Consider the following 16,377-nt stretch of genomic DNA (forward strand, 5'->3'; position numbering starts at 1 on the left):
ACTCATGGACCGCCGCATTTTCGGGCTGGAGAACGAGTACGGCGTCACATGTACGTTTAGGGGACAGCGCCGCCTGTCTCCTGACGAGGTGGCGCGGTACCTCTTCCGCCGTGTCGTGTCATGGGGCCGCAGCAGCAATGTCTTTCTGCGGAACGGCGCCCGCCTCTATCTCGATGTCGGGTCACATCCGGAATACGCAACTCCCGAATGTGACAACGTGACCGAGTTGGTCACGCACGACAAAGCGGGCGAGCGCATTCTGGAAGGCCTGCTCGTCGACGCCGAACGCCGCCTGCACGAGGAGGGAATCGCGGGCGACGTCTATCTCTTCAAGAACAACACCGACTCGGCGGGAAACTCCTACGGCTGCCACGAGAACTATCTGGTGGCCCGTCACGGGGAGTTCTCGCGACTCGCGGACATCCTCATTCCGTTCCTGGTCACACGGCAACTGCTGTGTGGCGCGGGCAAGGTGCTGCAGACTCCGCGCGGCGCCGTGTACTGCGTGAGCCAGCGTGCCGAGCACATCTGGGAGGGCGTGTCCTCCGCGACCACGCGTTCCCGCCCCATCATCAACACCCGCGACGAACCGCACGCGGACGCCGAGCGCTACCGGCGCCTGCACGTCATCGTCGGCGACTCGAACATGTCCGAGACGACGATGCTCCTCAAGGTGGGCGCCACCGACCTCGTGCTCCGCATGATCGAGGCCGGCACGGTCATGCGTGACCTCACACTGGAGAACCCGATCCGGGCCATCCGCGAGGTCAGCCACGACATCACCGGCCGGCGCAAGGTGCGTCTGGCCAGCGGCCGCGAGGCATCCGCCCTCGAGGTGCAGCGCGAGTACTACGAGAAGGCCGTGGACTTCTGCGAGCGCCGCGGGATCCGCACCGGCACCGTCGAGCAGGTCCTCGAACTGTGGGGCCGTGTTCTCGACTCGATCGAGGCCGAGGACCTCGACCGGATCGGCACCGAGATCGACTGGGTGATGAAGTACAAGCTCATCGAGCGGTACCGGGCCAAGCACAACATGACCATGTCGCATCCGCGGGTCGCGCAGATAGACCTCGCGTATCACGACATCCACCGCCGCAGGGGCCTCTACTACCTCCTGGAGAGGAAGGGACAGGCGGCCCGCATCTGCAACGACCTCAAGATCTTCGAGGGCAAGTCGGTGCCGCCGCAGACCACGCGCGCGCGGCTGCGGGGCGACTTCATCCGCAGGGCCCAGGAACAGCGCCGTGACTTCACGGTCGACTGGGTGCACCTGAAGCTGAACGACCAGGCGCAGCGGACGGTGCTGTGCAAGGACCCCTTCCGGTCGGTGGACGACCGGGTGGAGAAGCTGATCGCCGGAATGTAGGACGACCACCTCACCGTCGGCCCGGGGCCCCGTACGTGATCTACGTACGGGGCCCTTTGGTGCGTGTGCGGTACCCCGGGTATGTGACGTGAGGGCCTACAGTGGCGGGACCGTACTCACGTAACCCGCAACCTGAGGATCACTGTGCGACGCCGACTTGCTGCTCTGCTCATCGTCCCGGCTCTGGCGCTGACCGCGACGGCGTGCGGGGGTGATGACAACAAGAAGAGCGACACGGACAAGGCGGACTCGGCGTCCTCCTCGCCCCAGGCCGAGGCGGCCGCGCCCAAGCCCGTCGACGCGGCTTCGCCCATGCCGGAGATCAGTGGCGCCGTCGGCAAGCAGGCGAAGATCACCGTGCCGAAGGCCGAGCCGAGCGGCAAGTTCGTCGTGCACACGCTGTCGCAGGGTGACGGCGCCGTGGTCAAGAAGGACGACCTGGTGTCGATGAACTTCACCGGCAAGGTCTGGAAGAGCGGCAAGGACCTCGGCAGCTCCTACCAGCAGGGCGGCAGCCCGCAGATGATCACCGCGGGTTCGAAGTCGGTCATCCCGGCGTTCGCGGACGCCCTGGTGGGCCAGAAGGAGGGCAGCCGCGTCCTCGTCGTGGCGCCGCCGGCCGCCGGTTTCGGCAGCCAGGGCAACCAGCAGGCGGGCGTCACCGGCACCGACACGCTGGTCTTCGCGATCGACGTCGGCAAGGTCACCCCGAAGATGGCGACGGGCACGCAGGCGTCCATCCCGTCGAACCTGCCGCAGATCAAGGCCGACAAGCCGGAGCCCGCGACGATCTCCGTGCCGAAGAACGACCCGCCGAAGAAGCTGGTCGACCAGGTCCTGATCCAGGGCAAGGGGGCCGAGATCAAGAGCGGCAAGACGGTCACCATGCAGTACAGCGGTGCCGCCTGGAAGATCAACGAGGGCAAGCCGAAGGCCACGCTCTTCGACTCCTCGTGGAACGCGGGCCAGCCGTTCACCACGGTCATCGGCCAGGGCCAGGTCATCCCGGGCTGGGACAAGGGTCTCGTCGGCAAGCACGTGGGCGACCGCGTCCTGCTGGTGATCCCGGCCGACCAGGCGTACGGGAAGCAGGCCAAGGGCGACACGCTCCCGGCCAACTCGACGCTCGTGTTCGTCGTCGACATCCTGGCCACGTCCTGACCCTGCGGGATGCAAGACTGTCCGGGTTGCCCAACCGTTTAGCAGCAGGAGCAAGAGACGTGAGCATCGAGAAGCCCGAGATCGACTTCCCCGAGGGCCAGCCGCCGGCTGACCTGGAGATCAAGGAGATCTGGGAGGGTGACGGCGCCGTCGCCAAGCCCGGCGACTACGTCAAGGTCCACTACGTGGGCGTGGCCTTCTCCACCGGCGAGGAGTTCGACGCCTCCTGGAACCGCGGTAACCCGCTGGAGTTCCAGCTCGGCGCCGGCCAGGTCATCACCGGCTGGGACAAGGGCATCCAGGGCATGAAGGTCGGCGGCCGCCGCCGGCTGACCATCCCCGCCCACCTCGCCTACGGCGAGCGTGGCGCCGGCGGCGGCGTGATCGCCCCCGGCGAGACGCTGATCTTCGTCTGCGACCTGGTCGGCGTCTGATCGTCAGCGACGCGGTCGCCGTCTGATCAGGTTGTGACCGCAAGCGGTCAACTCTGGGCCCATGCCTTCCGGCATGGGCCCAGCCCGTCTCCCTCCGCCGTCCTCGGCCGCGTCCCTTTGGGATGCACCCCTTGTCCTCGGCTTTTGCCACGACACTCCGGAGCGGTACGGTCGACGTTCGGATGGGGGAGAGCCAGGGGGCTCTCGAAGAGAGGACGTAGGGCGTCGATGGCCATTGCGAAGGCCGAGCGGCTGATGAATCTGGCGCTGTGTCTGCTCGGGACGGGACGCCCACTCAGCAAGCGTGAGCTGCGCGGTTCCATCGAGGCCTACCTGGAAGCCAACTCCGACGACAGCTTCAACCGGATGTTCGAGCGTGACAAGGACGACCTGCGGGAGCTCGGCCTGGTCATCGCGACCGTGGAGAGCCTCGACGGGGAGATCGGCTATCTCGCCCGCCGCGACAGCAACCGGCTGCCGCCCGTCACCCTCGACGCCGAGGAGGCCGCCGCGCTGGGCCTCGCCGCGAAGGTCTGGCAGCAGGCCCGCCTCGCCGGCGCCGCCAGCGGAGCCCTGCAGAAGCTGAGGGCCGCAGGACTCCCCGAGGACGTCGACCCGTACGAGGCGCACTCGGCCCTCGAACCCCGTATCCCCGCACACGAGGCATCCTTCGAACCCCTGATGCTGGCCTGCCGCGACCGGCGGCCCGTCGTCTTCGACTACCGCAAGGCCACGGCCGCGCGGCCCGAGCAGCGGCATGTCGAGCCGTGGGCGCTGGAGTGCTGGCGCGGCCACTGGTACCTCGCCGGCTGGGACCGCGACCGCGGAGCCGAGCGCGTCTTCCGGCTCTCCCGCATCACCGGCAAGGTCCGCTCCCGGGCAGGCCGCTTCACCGCGGACGTGCCCGACGTCGTGACCGTCCGCGAGACCGTCGCGAGCTGGGCCGGCGAGACCGCCGACCGCACGGCCCTCATCAGGCTGCGCACCGGCTCCGGCTATCCGCTGCGCGCCAAGGCCTCCGCCGTGCGCGACCTCGGCGACGGCTGGGACGAGCTGGAGATTCCGTACGGGCACGGGCTCGACGCCTGGCTGGTCGAGTTCGGGCCCGACGTGGTCGTGCTCGAACCCGCCGAGCTGCGGGCCGAGGTCGTCGACCGGCTGCGTGCCGTGGCCAAGGGCTGAGGGGAACGAGGACCAATGGCCACGAACGCCATCGACCAGACCCGGCGGATGCTGTCCCTCGTGACATATCTGCGGGAGCGCCCTGGAGCGCGCGTCGAGGATGTCGCCCGCGCCTTCGGGATCACTGAGGACGAGCTGATCTCGGACCTCGACATCCTGCCGCTGTGCGGGACGAGCTTCCGCGGGGGTGACCTCCTCGACATCGACACGGACGGCGACCGCATCTGGTGGCACAACCCGGACGACGTCGCCGCGCCGCTGCGGCTCGCCGCCGACGAGGCGACGGCGCTGCTCGTCGCCGCCCGCGCCGTGTCCACGCTGCCCGGCCTCAGGGAGAGCGACCGGCTCGCGCTCCTGCGGGCCACCGCGAAGCTGGAGGCCGCGGCCGGCGAGGCGGCCGGCGCGAGCGCCCGGCTCTCGGTGACCTTCGAGTCCGAGGGCGGCGTCTTCGCCGACGTCGACCGGGCGATCTCGGAGCGGCGCCGGCTGTGGATCCGCTACTACTCCCCGGCCCGTGACGAGCTCACCGAGCGGGAGATCGACCCCATCCGTCTGGTGAGCGTCGGCCACACCTACGTGGAGGCCTGGTGCCGGCGCTCCGAGGCGCGGCGCACCTTCCGCCTCGACCGGGTCGCCGAGATCCGGATCCTGGACGAGCCGTCAGCGCCGCCGGAGATCGAACTGCGGGACCTGTCCGAGGGGCTCGTGCAGCCCGCGGCCGAGGATCCCGAGGTCGTGGTCGAGGTCGGTCCCGGCGGACGCTGGGTCGCGGAGTACTACCCGCACGACAGCGCCGAGGAGTTGGCGGACGGCGGCCTGCGGATCACGCTGCGCACGCCGGAGCCGTCGTCGCTGAGGCGGCTCGCGCTCCGGCTCGGCCGCGACGGGCGTATCGTCTCGCCGCTCGGGCTCGCCGAGAGTGCGCGGCAGGCTGCCGGAGAGGCGCTGGCCGCGTACGACGGTCAGGGGTAGGGGCGTTGGCCGCGGGCGGGTCTGTGACGGCCCTCACGCGCGCGGCCGAGGTGAGAAGGGTGGGCGTGCCGTTGACCGCGGTGCGGCCCGGGGGTGCCAGAAGTTCGGGAATTTCTGAAAAGTCTGGGATGGTCGAAATGGGTGGATTGTCCGCGGTGGTGGGTCCGGTGCTCTTCAAGGCCGCCTGCCCCGACTGCCGTGAGCGTTTCGAACTCTCCGCGGGCGCCCTGCGCCTGGCGATCGGCGCCACCCGCCGCACCACGTTCTACTCGTTCACCTGCCCCGAGTGCGGCGCCGCCGTACGCAAGCCGGCCGGGGAGCGCATCATCGAACTCCTCACCGGCGGAGGGGTGAGCACGCTCCGCCTCCATCAGACCGTCTAGGCTCGGCCCATGTTCTGGGCGATGCTGGCGATTGCTGTGGGGTTCGTGGGACTCGCCGTGCTCGGCGTGCTCGCGGTCAAGGTCTTTGTCGAGGCGCAGCGCCTCGGGCGCCAAGTCGCCGACACCACACAGCAGATCAACCGCGCGGCGGAGGACCTGGAGCGGGCGGCGACCGCCACGGCCCGCACGGGCCGCGAGCTTCTCTGATCGCAGGACCCGTCGAATGTGACGGGGGAGACATGCTGGTAAGCGCTTTACCTCTGTGCCCTGTCCGGTTGCCGGGACGGGCGGGTACGCTGCGAGGCGCGGCCCGTCGAGCGAGGCGCGGACCGCAACTGGGAGTACGCAGAGGGATTGCCCCCTGTTCACCCCCGCGGGATACGATCGCTGCCAGCACGGTGGTCGGACATCAGTCCGACCTGTACCGGCAGCCCCGCCCCTGCCGCCTCGGTGAGAAGGTAAACGCTTATGTTCGGAAAGATCGGCGCCCCTGAGATCATTCTGATCCTCGTCGTCATCGTCCTGCTGTTCGGCGCGAAGAAGCTTCCCGACATGGCGCGCTCGCTGGGCAAGTCGGCCCGCATCCTCAAGAGCGAGGCCAAGGCCATGAAGTCCGACGGCCAGCAGACCGCGCCGGCCGACCCGCCGCAGCACGACGGGCAGACCCCGGCGCAGCGCACGATCAAGGCCGCCCCCGGTGACGTGACAGGCGGCCGCCCGGTCACCGAGCCGACCGACCAGACTTCGCAGCGCTGATCCCGGGCCGCCCCGCGAAGGCGGCCTGTCGCACGAGATGAGGACGTGGGTTGCTCAAGTCTGCCCGCAAGACGGAGAAGGATCCCGAGGGGCGGATGCCGCTCGCGGAACACCTGCGTGAGCTACGCAACCGGCTCGCGAAGGCTTTGCTGGCCATCGTCGTCGTCACGATCGTCGCCGCCTTCTTCTACAAGGACATCATCGAGTTCTTCACCAATCCGGTGCTCGACTCGGTGGGCTGCAAGTCGAGCTTCGCCGAGCTCGCCGAGCAGGCGAACAAGGGACAGCACGACGAGACGTGCGCGCGGATCGTGCTCAACGGTCTGCTGACGCCGTTCACGCTCGCGCTGAAGATCTCGCTGATGGCGGGTGTCGTCCTCGCGTCGCCGGTCTGGCTCTACCAGCTGTGGGGCTTCGTCGCACCCGGCCTGCACAAGCACGAGAAGAAGTACGCGACCGCTTTCGTCGCCACCGGCTTCCCGCTGTTCCTGTGCGGTGCCTTCTTCGCGTACAAGACCCTCCCCACGATGGCGAGGGTGCTGCTCGACTTCTCGCCGGGCGGTGTCGACAACCAGCTGCCGCTGGACGATCTCCTGGACCTGATCACACGCATGGTGGTCGTGTTCGGGCTCTCCTTCGAGCTGCCGCTGCTTCTCGTGATGCTCAACCTCACCGGGGTGCTCACGGGCAAGCGGATGATCGGGTGGTGGCGCGCCATGATCATGGGCATCACGGTCTTCGCGGCCGTGGCGACGCCCAGCACCGACCCGCTGAGCATGCTGGCGCTCGCCGGACCCATCTGGATCCTGTACTTCGCGGCCGCCGGTTTCTCCCTGCTCAACGACCGCCGCAAGGCCAGGGACCACGAGGACCTGGACGACGACGAGGCCTCGAACCTGGACCTCACGCCCGAGCCTGTCTCGGCGGGCAACACGCTGCCCGAGCAGGCGAGCTCGGACCATGACCGGGTCAACGGTTATGACGACGTGACCTGACAGGGCGGCACGATCTTGTATGGTCCGCCCGTGACCAGCGAGATCACCCTCTTCGTCAATCCCACCGCCGGGCGCGGCCGGGGCGCCCAGGCGGCGCAGCCGGCCGCTTCCGCGTTGCGGGCGGCCGGTTTCTCCGTGCGTACGGTCGTGGGGGAGGACGCCGACGACGCGCTCACGCGCGCGCGTGCCGCGGTCCACGCCGGCACCGGAGCGCTCATAGCCGTCGGCGGTGACGGCATGGCCAACCTCGCGCTGCAGGCCGTCGCGGGCACCCGCACCCCACTCGGCGTGATCGCCGTCGGGACAGGGAACGACTTCGCCCGCTCCCTCGGACTGCCCGTGCGGGACCCGGCGGCGGCGGGCGCCCTCGTCGCCGACGCGCTCAAGGCCTCGCGGATCCGCGAGCTCGACCTGGGGAGGGCCGACGGACACTGGTTCGGTACCGTCCTGGCCTCGGGTTTCGACTCCCGGGTCAACGACCGGGGCAACCGGATGCGCTGGCCCGGCGGCCGCTTCAAGTACGACCTCGCGATCGTCGCCGAGCTCGCCACCTTCAAGCCCGTTCCGTACCGGATCACCCTGGACGACGGCCCCGTGCTGGAGGTCGAGGCCACGCTCGTCGCCGTGGGGAACGGGACGTCGTACGGCGGTGGCATGAAGATCTGTGCGGGCGCCGACATGACGGACGGACTTTTCGACATCACGGTCGTCGGGGACTGCTCGCGGGCGACGCTGCTCAAGGTCTTCCCGCGTGTCTACAAGGGGACCCACCTCGACCACCCCGTGGTCACCGTCCACCGCGCCAAGAAGGTCGAACTGGCCGCGGAGGGGATCACCGGGTACGCCGACGGGGAGCCGCTCGGAAGCCTGCCCCTCACGGTCGAGTGCGTGCCGCGGGCCGCGCTGATCGTAGGGCCCTGACGCCTGGAGCCCGTGGGCCCAGGTCCTGGAGATCGTGGGCCCGCTCCGGAATTCGTGGCTCCCCGGCCCCGGAAGGGACCGATCACAATAAAGATCGTCCGTTGTCAGTGGCGGCCGGTAGTCTCGAATGCACGATGACAGAGGACCTCTCACCGGCCGAGCGGTACGCGGCAGCACGTAGGCGCGCTGCCGAGCAGGCCACCGCGCTCGCCGATTTCCGCGAGATGTACGACTTCGGCCTCGACCCCTTCCAGATCGAGGCGTGTCAGGCTCTCGAGACGGGCAAGGGCGTTCTGGTGGCCGCGCCCACGGGCTCCGGCAAGACGATCGTCGGCGAGTTCGCCGTCCACCTGGCCCTCCAGCAGGGCAAGAAGTGCTTCTACACGACGCCCATCAAGGCGTTGTCGAACCAGAAGTACGCCGACCTCGCCAAGCGGTACGGCGCCGACAAGGTCGGCCTGCTGACCGGCGACAACAGCGTGAACGCGGACGCTCCGGTGGTCGTCATGACCACCGAGGTCCTGCGGAACATGCTGTACGCGGGCTCACAGACCCTCCTCGGCCTCGGCTACGTGGTCATGGACGAGGTGCACTACCTCTCCGACCGCTTCCGCGGCGCCGTCTGGGAAGAGGTGATCATCCACCTCCCGGAGTCCGTCACCCTGGTCTCCCTCTCGGCGACCGTGTCGAACGCGGAGGAGTTCGGCGACTGGCTCGACACCGTGCGCGGTGACACCGAAGTGATCGTCTCCGAGCACCGGCCCGTACCCCTGTTCCAGCATGTGCTCGCCGGGCGCCGGATGTACGACCTCTTCGAGGAGGGCGAGGGCCGCAAGAAGGCCGTCAACCCGGACCTGACGCGCATGGCCCGCATGGAGGCCAGTCGCTCGTACAACCCGCGCGACCGCCGCAAGGGCAAGATGGTGCGCGAGGCGGACCGCGAGCGCGAGCGCAGACAGCGCTCCCGGATCTGGACGCCCGGCCGCCCCGAGGTCATCGAGCGCCTCGACAGCGAGGGGCTGCTGCCCGCGATCACGTTCATCTTCAGCCGCGCCGCATGCGAGGCCGCCGTGCAGCAGTGCCTGTACGCGGGCCTGCGGCTCAACGACGACGAGCGCCGCGCCCGCGTCCGCGAGATCGTCGAGGAGCGCACGGCCGCGATCCCCGACGAGGACCTGCACGTCCTCGGGTACTTCGAGTGGCTCGAAGGCCTGGAGCGCGGCATCGCCGCCCACCATGCGGGCATGCTGCCGACGTTCAAGGAGGTCGTCGAGGAGCTGTTCGTACGCGGTCTCGTGAAGGCCGTCTTCGCGACGGAGACCCTGGCGCTCGGCATCAACATGCCGGCCAGGTCCGTCGTGCTGGAGAAGCTCGTCAAGTGGAACGGCGAGCAGCACGCCGACATCACGCCCGGCGAGTACACCCAGCTCACCGGCCGGGCCGGCCGGCGCGGCATCGACGTCGAGGGCCACGCGGTCGTCCTGTGGCAGCGCGGCTTCAGCCCCGAGCACCTCGCGGGACTCGCGGGCACGCGCACGTACCCGCTGCGCTCCAGCTTCAAGCCGTCGTACAACATGGCGGTGAACCTGGTCGAGCAGTTCGGCCGGCACCGCTCGCGCGAGCTGCTCGAGACGTCCTTCGCACAGTTCCAGGCGGACAAGTCGGTCGTCGGGATCTCCCGTCAGGTACAGCGCAACGAGGAGGGCCTGGAAGGCTACAAGGCCTCCATGACCTGCCACTTGGGGGACTTCGAGGAGTACGCACGGCTGCGCCGGGAGCTCAAGGACCGCGAGACGGACCTCGCCAAGCAGGGTGCGGCCCAGCGGCGCGCCGCGGCGGCCGCCGCCCTGGAGAAGCTCAAGCCGGGCGACGTCATCCACGTTCCCTCCGGCAAGTTCGCCGGGCTCGCGCTCGTCCTCGACCCCGGCATCCCGGCCGGCCGGTCGAACGGACACCGTGGCTTCGAGCAGCACGACGGCCCGCGTCCGCTGGTCCTGACCGCCGAGCGCCAGGTCAAGCGGCTCGCGTCGATCGACTTCCCGGTGCCCGTCGAGGCGCTGGATCGGATGCGGATCCCCAAGTCGTTCAACGCGCGCTCGCCCCAGTCGCGGCGGGACCTCGCGTCCGCGCTGCGCACCAAGGCCGGCCACATCGTGCCCGACCGGCACCGCAAGGGCCGCGCGGCGGCGGCCGACGACCGCGAGATCACGCGGCTGCGCGCCGAGCTGCGCGCCCACCCGTGTCACGGCTGCGACGAGCGCGAGGACCACGCCCGCTGGGCCGAGCGCTACTACCGGCTGCGACGCGACACGCAGCAGCTGGAGCGCCGCATCGAGGGCCGGACGAACACGATCGCCCGCACCTTCGACCGCATCGTGGCCCTGCTGACCGAGATGGACTATCTGCGCGGCAACGAGGTCACGCAGAACGGCAAGCGCCTCGCGCGTCTCTACGGCGAGCTCGATCTGCTCGCCAGCGAGTGCCTGCGCGACGGGGTCTGGGAGGGCCTCAGCCCGGCCGAACTGGCCGCGTGCGTCTCGGCGTTGGTGTTCGAGGCCCGCGTCGGTGACGACGCGCTCGCGCCCAAGCTGCCGTCCGGCAAGGCCAAGGCGGCGCTCGGCGAGATGGTCCGCATCTGGGGCCGGCTCGACGCCCTGGAGGAAGAGTTCAAGATCAGCCAGACCGAGGGCGTCGGCCAGCGCGAACCCGATCTGGGCTTCGCCTGGGCCGCGCACCAGTGGGCGTCCGGCAAGGGCCTCGACGAGGTCCTGCGCGAGGCGGACATGCCCGCCGGTGACTTCGTGCGCTGGTGCAAGCAGGTCATCGACGTGCTCGGCCAGATCGCGGCCGCGGCGCCGTCCGTCTCCGGCGCGGGAGACGGGAACACGGTCGCCAAGAACGCACGCAAGGCCGTGGACGCGTTGCGGCGCGGCGTGGTGGCGTACTCGTCCGTCGGTTAGGAGGCGCGGCCGGTGGTGACCGGTCGGGCCGTTCCCCGCGCCCCTGACGGGCGCGGGGATCTGGGCCGTACGCGACTCAGTGCCGTTCATGCCGTCCGTGCCCGTTCGCGCCGAACTCATTTAGATCCAGGGGCGGTTGCCGCCGCCACCGAACTGGGCGTGCGCGCGACGAGGGTGAACTCCCGCTGAATGCCGATCTGTTCACCGGTTGACCGAAGGCGTCATTCTCGTGCACCGCCGCGATCCCGAACGCTCCGTACCGGTCCTCGCCGCGACGACCGCGGACGGGGCCCCGCGCATCGCGGGCCTCTGACCTCACACACGCCGCGCGCCGAGGGCCCAACGGCCCTTCCGTGGCGGGGATTTCGCACAGCCGGACGTGATCACTCCATGTGTGCGAGCAGCCGCTGAGCGTGTAAATGGAGCCGAGTGTATTCCTCCCGCCCGGCCATTTCAGGTGCTTGCGGAATATGACACAGCGATGATCCCACGGGACTAAGCTCGCCCGCAGCGCACCGAGTTGGCACATATTCGTGCGTTTGTTCCCAATCTTGTAGATGGTTCGAGTTCGTCCCCCCACGCGCACGTCAGCACGTCCCCGTAACCACATTTCCCCGATCCGACCGTTCAGAGGGCATACATGGTGAGTGTTCAATCGCCTCCCGGTGGCCGAGAAATCCCCTACACACGCGTGCTGTTGCTGCCCGCCGTGGCCATGGCCGCGGCGACCGGAGCCGCCGTCGCGGTGGTGGCGCAGCCCGCGCGGCTCGCCGTCGCCCTGTGCGGCGGTGTCGCCACGCTTCTGCTGATCCTGGTGGCCGCCGAGGCGGTACGCCGCGGCCGCACGATCAAGTGGGAGCGGGCCCAGTCCGCCCGCCACGTCGCGCACCTGGAACGCAGCCTCGCCGCCCGTGACGACGAGGCCCAGTGGATGGCCAGGTATCTGCTGCCCGAGTCCCTGTACCGGCTGCGCTCCGGCGACACGGCCTCGGAAGCCGTCAAGGTCGTCGTCGAGAGCGACCCCGCGCACTCCCAACTGGCCGACGCCCAGCGCAGGTTGATGGCCGAGGTGCTCGACCTCATCGACCGCGAGGAGAACATGCGCGACGCCGCGCAGCGCGCCTTCGTCTCCATCGCGCGCCGCGTCCAGTCCATCGTGCACAAGCAGAACGCCGAACTGCGCGAGATGGAGGAGGACCACGGCCGCAACCCCGAGGTCTTCGACGACCTCCTGCGCATCGACCACGGCACCGCGCTGATCGGCCGGCTCGCCGACTCCATCACCGTCCTCGGCGGCGCCCGCCCCGGCCGCCAGTGGCCCCGGCCGGTGCCGCTCTACAGCGTGCTGCGCGGCGCCATGTCGCGCATCCTCGAATACCCCCGCATCGAGCTGCACTCGATCGCCAAGGTCGCCATCCGCGGCATCTCCGTCGAGCCGCTCATCCACGCGCTCGCCGAGCTCATGGACAACGCGACGCGCTACTCGCCGCCGCAGACCAAGGTGCATGTCACCGCGGTCGAGGTGCAGACCGGCATCGCCATCGAGATCGAGGACGGCGGCGTCAGCCTCAGCGAGGAGGCCCGCGGCCGCGCCGAGGAGATGCTCGCCCGCGCCAAGGCCGGTATCGACCTCAACGACCTCGGCGAGAACCCCCGCCTCGGCATGGCCGTCGTAGGCCGGCTCTCGCAGATGTACGACATGCAGATCGCGCTGCGCCAGTCCGCGTACGGCGGCGTCCGCGCCGTCCTCATCGTGCCGCGGATCATGATCACGACCGACCCCGCGCCCGGCCTCGCGCACGGCATCGGCGCCTCCGGTGTGCCTCGCGTCAACAACGACGGCGAGCCCATCGTGGAGGAGCCCCGCAAGAAGAAGCTGCGCCGACCCACCACGGGACCCCGTCCCTCCGCGCCGCTGATGGCCGCCATGGAGGACGACGTCCCCGTCGTCACCGAGTGGCGCGCCAACGGCCTGCCGCAGCGCCGCAGGAAGGTCGACACGAAGGTCATCGACCAGCAGATCATCGTGACGCCCAGGGCGCCCGAGAACGGCAGCGGGGCGGCGCCCCGCGCGGACCAGCCCCCGCAGTGGACGCCCATCCCGGTGCCGGCCTCCGAGGCCGAACCCGAGAAGCCGGACCAGCCCGAACCGGGCCTGTGGGTCGAGGCGTTCATGAACGGGCTCAAGGGTGACGGGCAGGGCGACGCGTCGGGCGAGCCCACCGGGACCAATCAGCAGGTCGACGAGGGAGACCGCCAGTGATCCAGCAAAGGGCAAACTTCGACTGGATGCTCAAGGAGCTCGCCGACGGCGTACCCCAGACCCGGCAGGTCGTGGTGCTCTCCGCGGACGGCCTGCGCATCGCCCGCTACGGCGGCGACCCCGACGCCGCCGACCGCATCGCCGCCGCCTGCGCCGGACTCCAGAGCCTGGCCACCGCGGTGGCCAGCGAGATCCCGGACAGCGACGGCCGGATGAGCATGGTCATCATCGAGGTCAGCGGAGGGTTCTTCTACCTCATGGCCGCGGGCAAGGGCGCGTACCTCGCGGTCCTCGCCGACGCCCACGTGGACGCCGGACTCATCAGCAACCGCATGCGCGACCTCGTCGTACGCATCGGCGCACACCTGACCAGTCCGCCCCGGCGCAACGGGCAGACCGTATGACGCATCCCCCGCAACCCTCCCGGGCGGAGCCGCCGCAGCGCGAACGCCGCGGACAGGACGGCAAGGGCGCCAACCCCGAACGTCTGTACACCATCACGGGCGGCGGCGAGGGGGCCGAGCGCGCGCCACTCGACCTGGTCACCCTGATCATCGCGCGCGCCGACCCCCCTCCCGCTGCGCCGCCCGAGCAGGCAGCCCTGTTACGGCTGTGCAAGTCGCCCCTGTCCACGGCCGAGATCTCGGCCTACCTCAGTCTGCCGTTCAGCGTGGTCACCGTGCTGCTCGGCGAACTCCTCGCGGCCGAACTGGTCCAGGCGCGCGCCCCCGTCATCCGCGGCGCCGTCGCCGACCGTTCCCTCCTCGAAGCGGTGATGCATGGACTTCAAAAGCTCTGACACGCTCCGGGACGGACCCCACATTCCGGGGCCCCGGAGCGAGGACCATCTGCCCGACACGGTCACGGCTGCAGTGAAGGTCGTCATCGTGGGCGGATTCGGCGTGGGCAAGACCACGATGGTGGGATCCGTCAGCGAGATCAGGCCGCTCACCACCGAAGAGACCATGACCCAGGCGGGCATCGGAGTCGACGACAACTACGGCTCCGAGACGAAGACCGCCACCACGGTCGCCATGGACTTCGGACGCATCAGCATCACGGACGAGCTGGTGCTCTACCTCTTCGGCACCCCGGGCCAGGAGCGCTTCTGGTTCCTGTGGAACGGCCTGTTCGAGGGCGCACTCGGCGCCGTCGTGCTCATCGACACCCGCCGCCTCGAAGTCAGCTTCGACGTGATCGGGCGCCTGGAGGAGCGCGGCGTGCCGTTCGTCATCGCCAACAACGCCTTCCCCGACGGCCCGCGCTACCCCGCCGACGAACTGCGCCAGGCCCTCGACCTCGACCCGGGCGTCCCGATCCTCGAGTGCGACGCCCGGCGCCGCGCCTCCAGCCGGGACGTCCTGATGACGCTGATGCGCTATCTGCACGAACTGGCGCTCGCCCGCGTCTGATCCCGCGGGTGCCCTGCCGCCCTCTTCCCCGACACAGCCTTTCCACACAGACTTTCCACACCACCGGAGCGATCACCGTGACGACTCCCCCCCACCCACACGCCGGGACGGACGAGGCCGCGCTCAGTCCGCCGCCCGGCTGCCCGGCCCACGCCCTGGGCCCCGGCGGCCTGCGCCGGCTCTACGGTCCCGAGGCGGACGACGACATCGCGGCCGTGTACGAGAAGCTGCGCGCCGAACACGGCCCCGTCGCCCCCGTCCTGATCCACGACGACGTGCCGATGTGGGCGGTCCTCGGGCACAGCGAGAACCTGCACATGGTCCGCTCGACCTCCCAGTTCAACCGCGACGCGCGCCACTGGAACGCCGTCCTCGACGGCAGCGTCACCCCCACCAACCCCCTCGCGCCCGTCTTCAGCTGGCAGCCGATCTGCAGCTTCGCCGAGGGCGCCGACCACCAGCGGCTGCGCGGCGCGGTCACCGGGGCGATCGGCACCATCGAGGCCCGGGGCCTGCGGCGCTTCATCAACCGCGCCTCGAACGAGCTGGTCAACAAGATCTGCGAGATCGGCGAGGCGGACGTCGTCAGCCAGTTCGCCGAGCATCTGCCGATGATGGTGATGTGCCGGATCTTCGGCATGCCCGAGGAGTACAACGAGCGGATGGTGCAGGCCGCCCGCGACATGATCAAGGGCACCGAGACCGCCATCGCCAGCAACGAATACATCATGGGCGTCCTCACCAGGCTGACCGCCCGCCGCCGGGCCCACCCCGAGGCCGACTTCACCAGCCACCTCATCGCCCAGCCCGCCGCCCTCGACGACGACGAGGTCGCCCAGCACCTGCGCCTCGTCCTGATCGCCGCGTACGAGGCCACGGCCAACCTCATCGCGAACGTCCTGCGCGTGGTCCTCACCGACCCCCGCTTCCGCGCCCGGCTCAACGGCGGCCAGATGACCGTGCCCGAGGCGGTCGAGCAGTCCCTGTGGGACGAGCCGCCGTTCAGCGCCATGGTCGGCTACTTCGCCAAGGAGGACACCGAGCTCGGCGGCCGGCACATCCGCCGGGGCGACGGGCTGATCTTCGGCATCGCGCCCGGCAACGTCGACCCCGTCGTACGCCCCGACCTGTCCGCCAACATGCAGGGCAACCGCTCGCACCTCGCCTTCGGCGGCGGACCGCACGAGTGCCCCGGACAGGACATCGGCCGCGCCATCGCCGACATCGGCGTCGACGCGCTCCTGATGCGCCTTCCCGATGTCGAACTCTCGGTGCACGAGCACGAGTTGCGCTGGCGCTCCTCGATCCTCTCGCAGCACCTGGTGGAGCTGCCGGTGAAGTTCGAGCCGCGTCCGCCGCAGGACGTCGTCGCCAAGCCCGGCATCCGGCCGGTCCCGGAGCCGCGCGACGAATGGCAGGTGTCGACGCACGCCCCGCCGGCGCCCGCCCCCGTTCCGGCGGCCGCCCCGGAGCCGCAGCAGCAGCCGCCGGCAGCGTTCCCGGAGCCCGCCGCACCACCGCAGGGCGCCTGGCGGCGCTTCCTGCGCTGGTGGCGCGGCTACTGACCGGGCC

The 16,377-nt window shown here is 70.0% G+C and carries 16 protein-coding genes; all 16 read left to right on the plus strand.

The window, feature by feature from the left end:
* Positions 1-4: 4 nt before the first annotated feature.
* Positions 5-1,366, plus strand: coding sequence for a Pup--protein ligase (gene pafA / locus OHO83_RS34900; RefSeq protein WP_030606492.1), 1,362 nt, complete (start codon positions 5-7; stop codon positions 1,364-1,366).
* A gap of 144 nt (positions 1,367-1,510) precedes the next feature.
* Positions 1,511-2,527, plus strand: coding sequence for an FKBP-type peptidyl-prolyl cis-trans isomerase (locus tag OHO83_RS34905; RefSeq protein ID WP_266668614.1), 1,017 nt, complete (start codon positions 1,511-1,513; stop codon positions 2,525-2,527).
* A gap of 59 nt (positions 2,528-2,586) precedes the next feature.
* Entirely contained in the window at positions 2,587-2,961 is a 375-nt protein-coding gene (locus OHO83_RS34910) for an FKBP-type peptidyl-prolyl cis-trans isomerase (protein WP_266668612.1), read from the plus strand.
* A 228-nt stretch (positions 2,962-3,189) separates the two neighbouring features.
* Positions 3,190-4,143, plus strand: coding sequence for a helix-turn-helix transcriptional regulator (locus OHO83_RS34915; protein WP_266668610.1), 954 nt, complete (start codon positions 3,190-3,192; stop codon positions 4,141-4,143).
* A gap of 15 nt (positions 4,144-4,158) precedes the next feature.
* Complete coding sequence (locus tag OHO83_RS34920; RefSeq protein ID WP_266668608.1) at positions 4,159-5,115, plus strand: helix-turn-helix transcriptional regulator; 957 nt, start codon at positions 4,159-4,161, stop codon at positions 5,113-5,115.
* 137 nt (positions 5,116-5,252) lie between these two features.
* Positions 5,253-5,498, plus strand: a complete 246-nt coding sequence (locus OHO83_RS34925; protein WP_227293753.1) for a phage terminase large subunit family protein — start codon at positions 5,253-5,255, stop codon at positions 5,496-5,498.
* A 9-nt stretch (positions 5,499-5,507) separates the two neighbouring features.
* Positions 5,508-5,705, plus strand: a complete 198-nt coding sequence (locus OHO83_RS34930) for a hypothetical protein (RefSeq protein ID WP_266668605.1) — start codon at positions 5,508-5,510, stop codon at positions 5,703-5,705.
* Between the two features lie 261 nt (positions 5,706-5,966).
* Positions 5,967-6,254, plus strand: a complete 288-nt coding sequence (gene tatA / locus OHO83_RS34935; protein ID WP_227293751.1) for a Sec-independent protein translocase subunit TatA — start codon at positions 5,967-5,969, stop codon at positions 6,252-6,254.
* A gap of 50 nt (positions 6,255-6,304) precedes the next feature.
* Complete coding sequence (gene tatC / locus OHO83_RS34940; RefSeq protein WP_266668602.1) at positions 6,305-7,249, plus strand: twin-arginine translocase subunit TatC; 945 nt, start codon at positions 6,305-6,307, stop codon at positions 7,247-7,249.
* 30 nt (positions 7,250-7,279) lie between these two features.
* The gene (locus OHO83_RS34945; RefSeq protein ID WP_266668600.1) at positions 7,280-8,170 is read left to right on the plus strand and encodes a diacylglycerol kinase; all 891 of its coding nucleotides are present in this window, start codon (positions 7,280-7,282) and stop codon (positions 8,168-8,170) included.
* Between the two features lie 134 nt (positions 8,171-8,304).
* Positions 8,305-11,130, plus strand: a complete 2,826-nt coding sequence (locus tag OHO83_RS34950; protein WP_266668598.1) for a DEAD/DEAH box helicase — start codon at positions 8,305-8,307, stop codon at positions 11,128-11,130.
* Positions 11,131-11,770: 640 nt separating this feature from the next.
* Positions 11,771-13,393, plus strand: a complete 1,623-nt coding sequence (locus OHO83_RS34955) for a sensor histidine kinase (RefSeq protein ID WP_266668596.1) — start codon at positions 11,771-11,773, stop codon at positions 13,391-13,393.
* A complete protein-coding gene (locus OHO83_RS34960) occupies positions 13,390-13,797 on the plus strand; it encodes a roadblock/LC7 domain-containing protein (RefSeq protein ID WP_100597102.1) in 408 nt (135 codons plus the stop codon). Before OHO83_RS34955 ends, OHO83_RS34960 begins: the two co-directional genes overlap by 4 nt.
* The gene (locus OHO83_RS34965) at positions 13,794-14,192 is read left to right on the plus strand and encodes a DUF742 domain-containing protein (protein ID WP_266668594.1); all 399 of its coding nucleotides are present in this window, start codon (positions 13,794-13,796) and stop codon (positions 14,190-14,192) included. Before OHO83_RS34960 ends, OHO83_RS34965 begins: the two co-directional genes overlap by 4 nt.
* The gene (locus OHO83_RS34970; protein WP_329435976.1) at positions 14,173-14,805 is read left to right on the plus strand and encodes a GTP-binding protein; all 633 of its coding nucleotides are present in this window, start codon (positions 14,173-14,175) and stop codon (positions 14,803-14,805) included. The genes OHO83_RS34965 and OHO83_RS34970 overlap by 20 nt, the downstream gene beginning before the upstream one ends.
* 77 nt (positions 14,806-14,882) lie before the next feature.
* Positions 14,883-16,370, plus strand: coding sequence for a cytochrome P450 (locus OHO83_RS34975; protein WP_266668590.1), 1,488 nt, complete (start codon positions 14,883-14,885; stop codon positions 16,368-16,370).
* Positions 16,371-16,377: the final 7 nt, after the last annotated feature.

The sequence above is a fragment of the Streptomyces sp. NBC_00569 genome (assembly GCF_036345255.1).
Taxonomy (GTDB): domain Bacteria; phylum Actinomycetota; class Actinomycetes; order Streptomycetales; family Streptomycetaceae; genus Streptomyces.

Bases quoted from the DNA above. Each gene is read 5' to 3' on its own strand.
- pafA (WP_030606492.1), top strand. From the start codon at position 5: ATGGACCGCCGCATTTTCGGGCTGGAGAACGAGTACGGCGTCACATGT.
- OHO83_RS34915 (WP_266668610.1), top strand. From the start codon at position 3,190: ATGGCCATTGCGAAGGCCGAGCGGCTGATGAATCTGGCGCTGTGTCTG.
- OHO83_RS34920 (WP_266668608.1), top strand. From the start codon at position 4,159: ATGGCCACGAACGCCATCGACCAGACCCGGCGGATGCTGTCCCTCGTG.
- OHO83_RS34925 (WP_227293753.1), top strand. From the start codon at position 5,253: ATGGGTGGATTGTCCGCGGTGGTGGGTCCGGTGCTCTTCAAGGCCGCC.
- OHO83_RS34930 (WP_266668605.1), top strand. From the start codon at position 5,508: ATGTTCTGGGCGATGCTGGCGATTGCTGTGGGGTTCGTGGGACTCGCC.
- tatA (WP_227293751.1), top strand. From the start codon at position 5,967: ATGTTCGGAAAGATCGGCGCCCCTGAGATCATTCTGATCCTCGTCGTC.
- OHO83_RS34950 (WP_266668598.1), top strand. From the start codon at position 8,305: ATGACAGAGGACCTCTCACCGGCCGAGCGGTACGCGGCAGCACGTAGG.
- OHO83_RS34955 (WP_266668596.1), top strand. From the start codon at position 11,771: ATGGTGAGTGTTCAATCGCCTCCCGGTGGCCGAGAAATCCCCTACACA.
- OHO83_RS34965 (WP_266668594.1), top strand. From the start codon at position 13,794: ATGACGCATCCCCCGCAACCCTCCCGGGCGGAGCCGCCGCAGCGCGAA.
- OHO83_RS34970 (WP_329435976.1), top strand. From the start codon at position 14,173: ATGGACTTCAAAAGCTCTGACACGCTCCGGGACGGACCCCACATTCCG.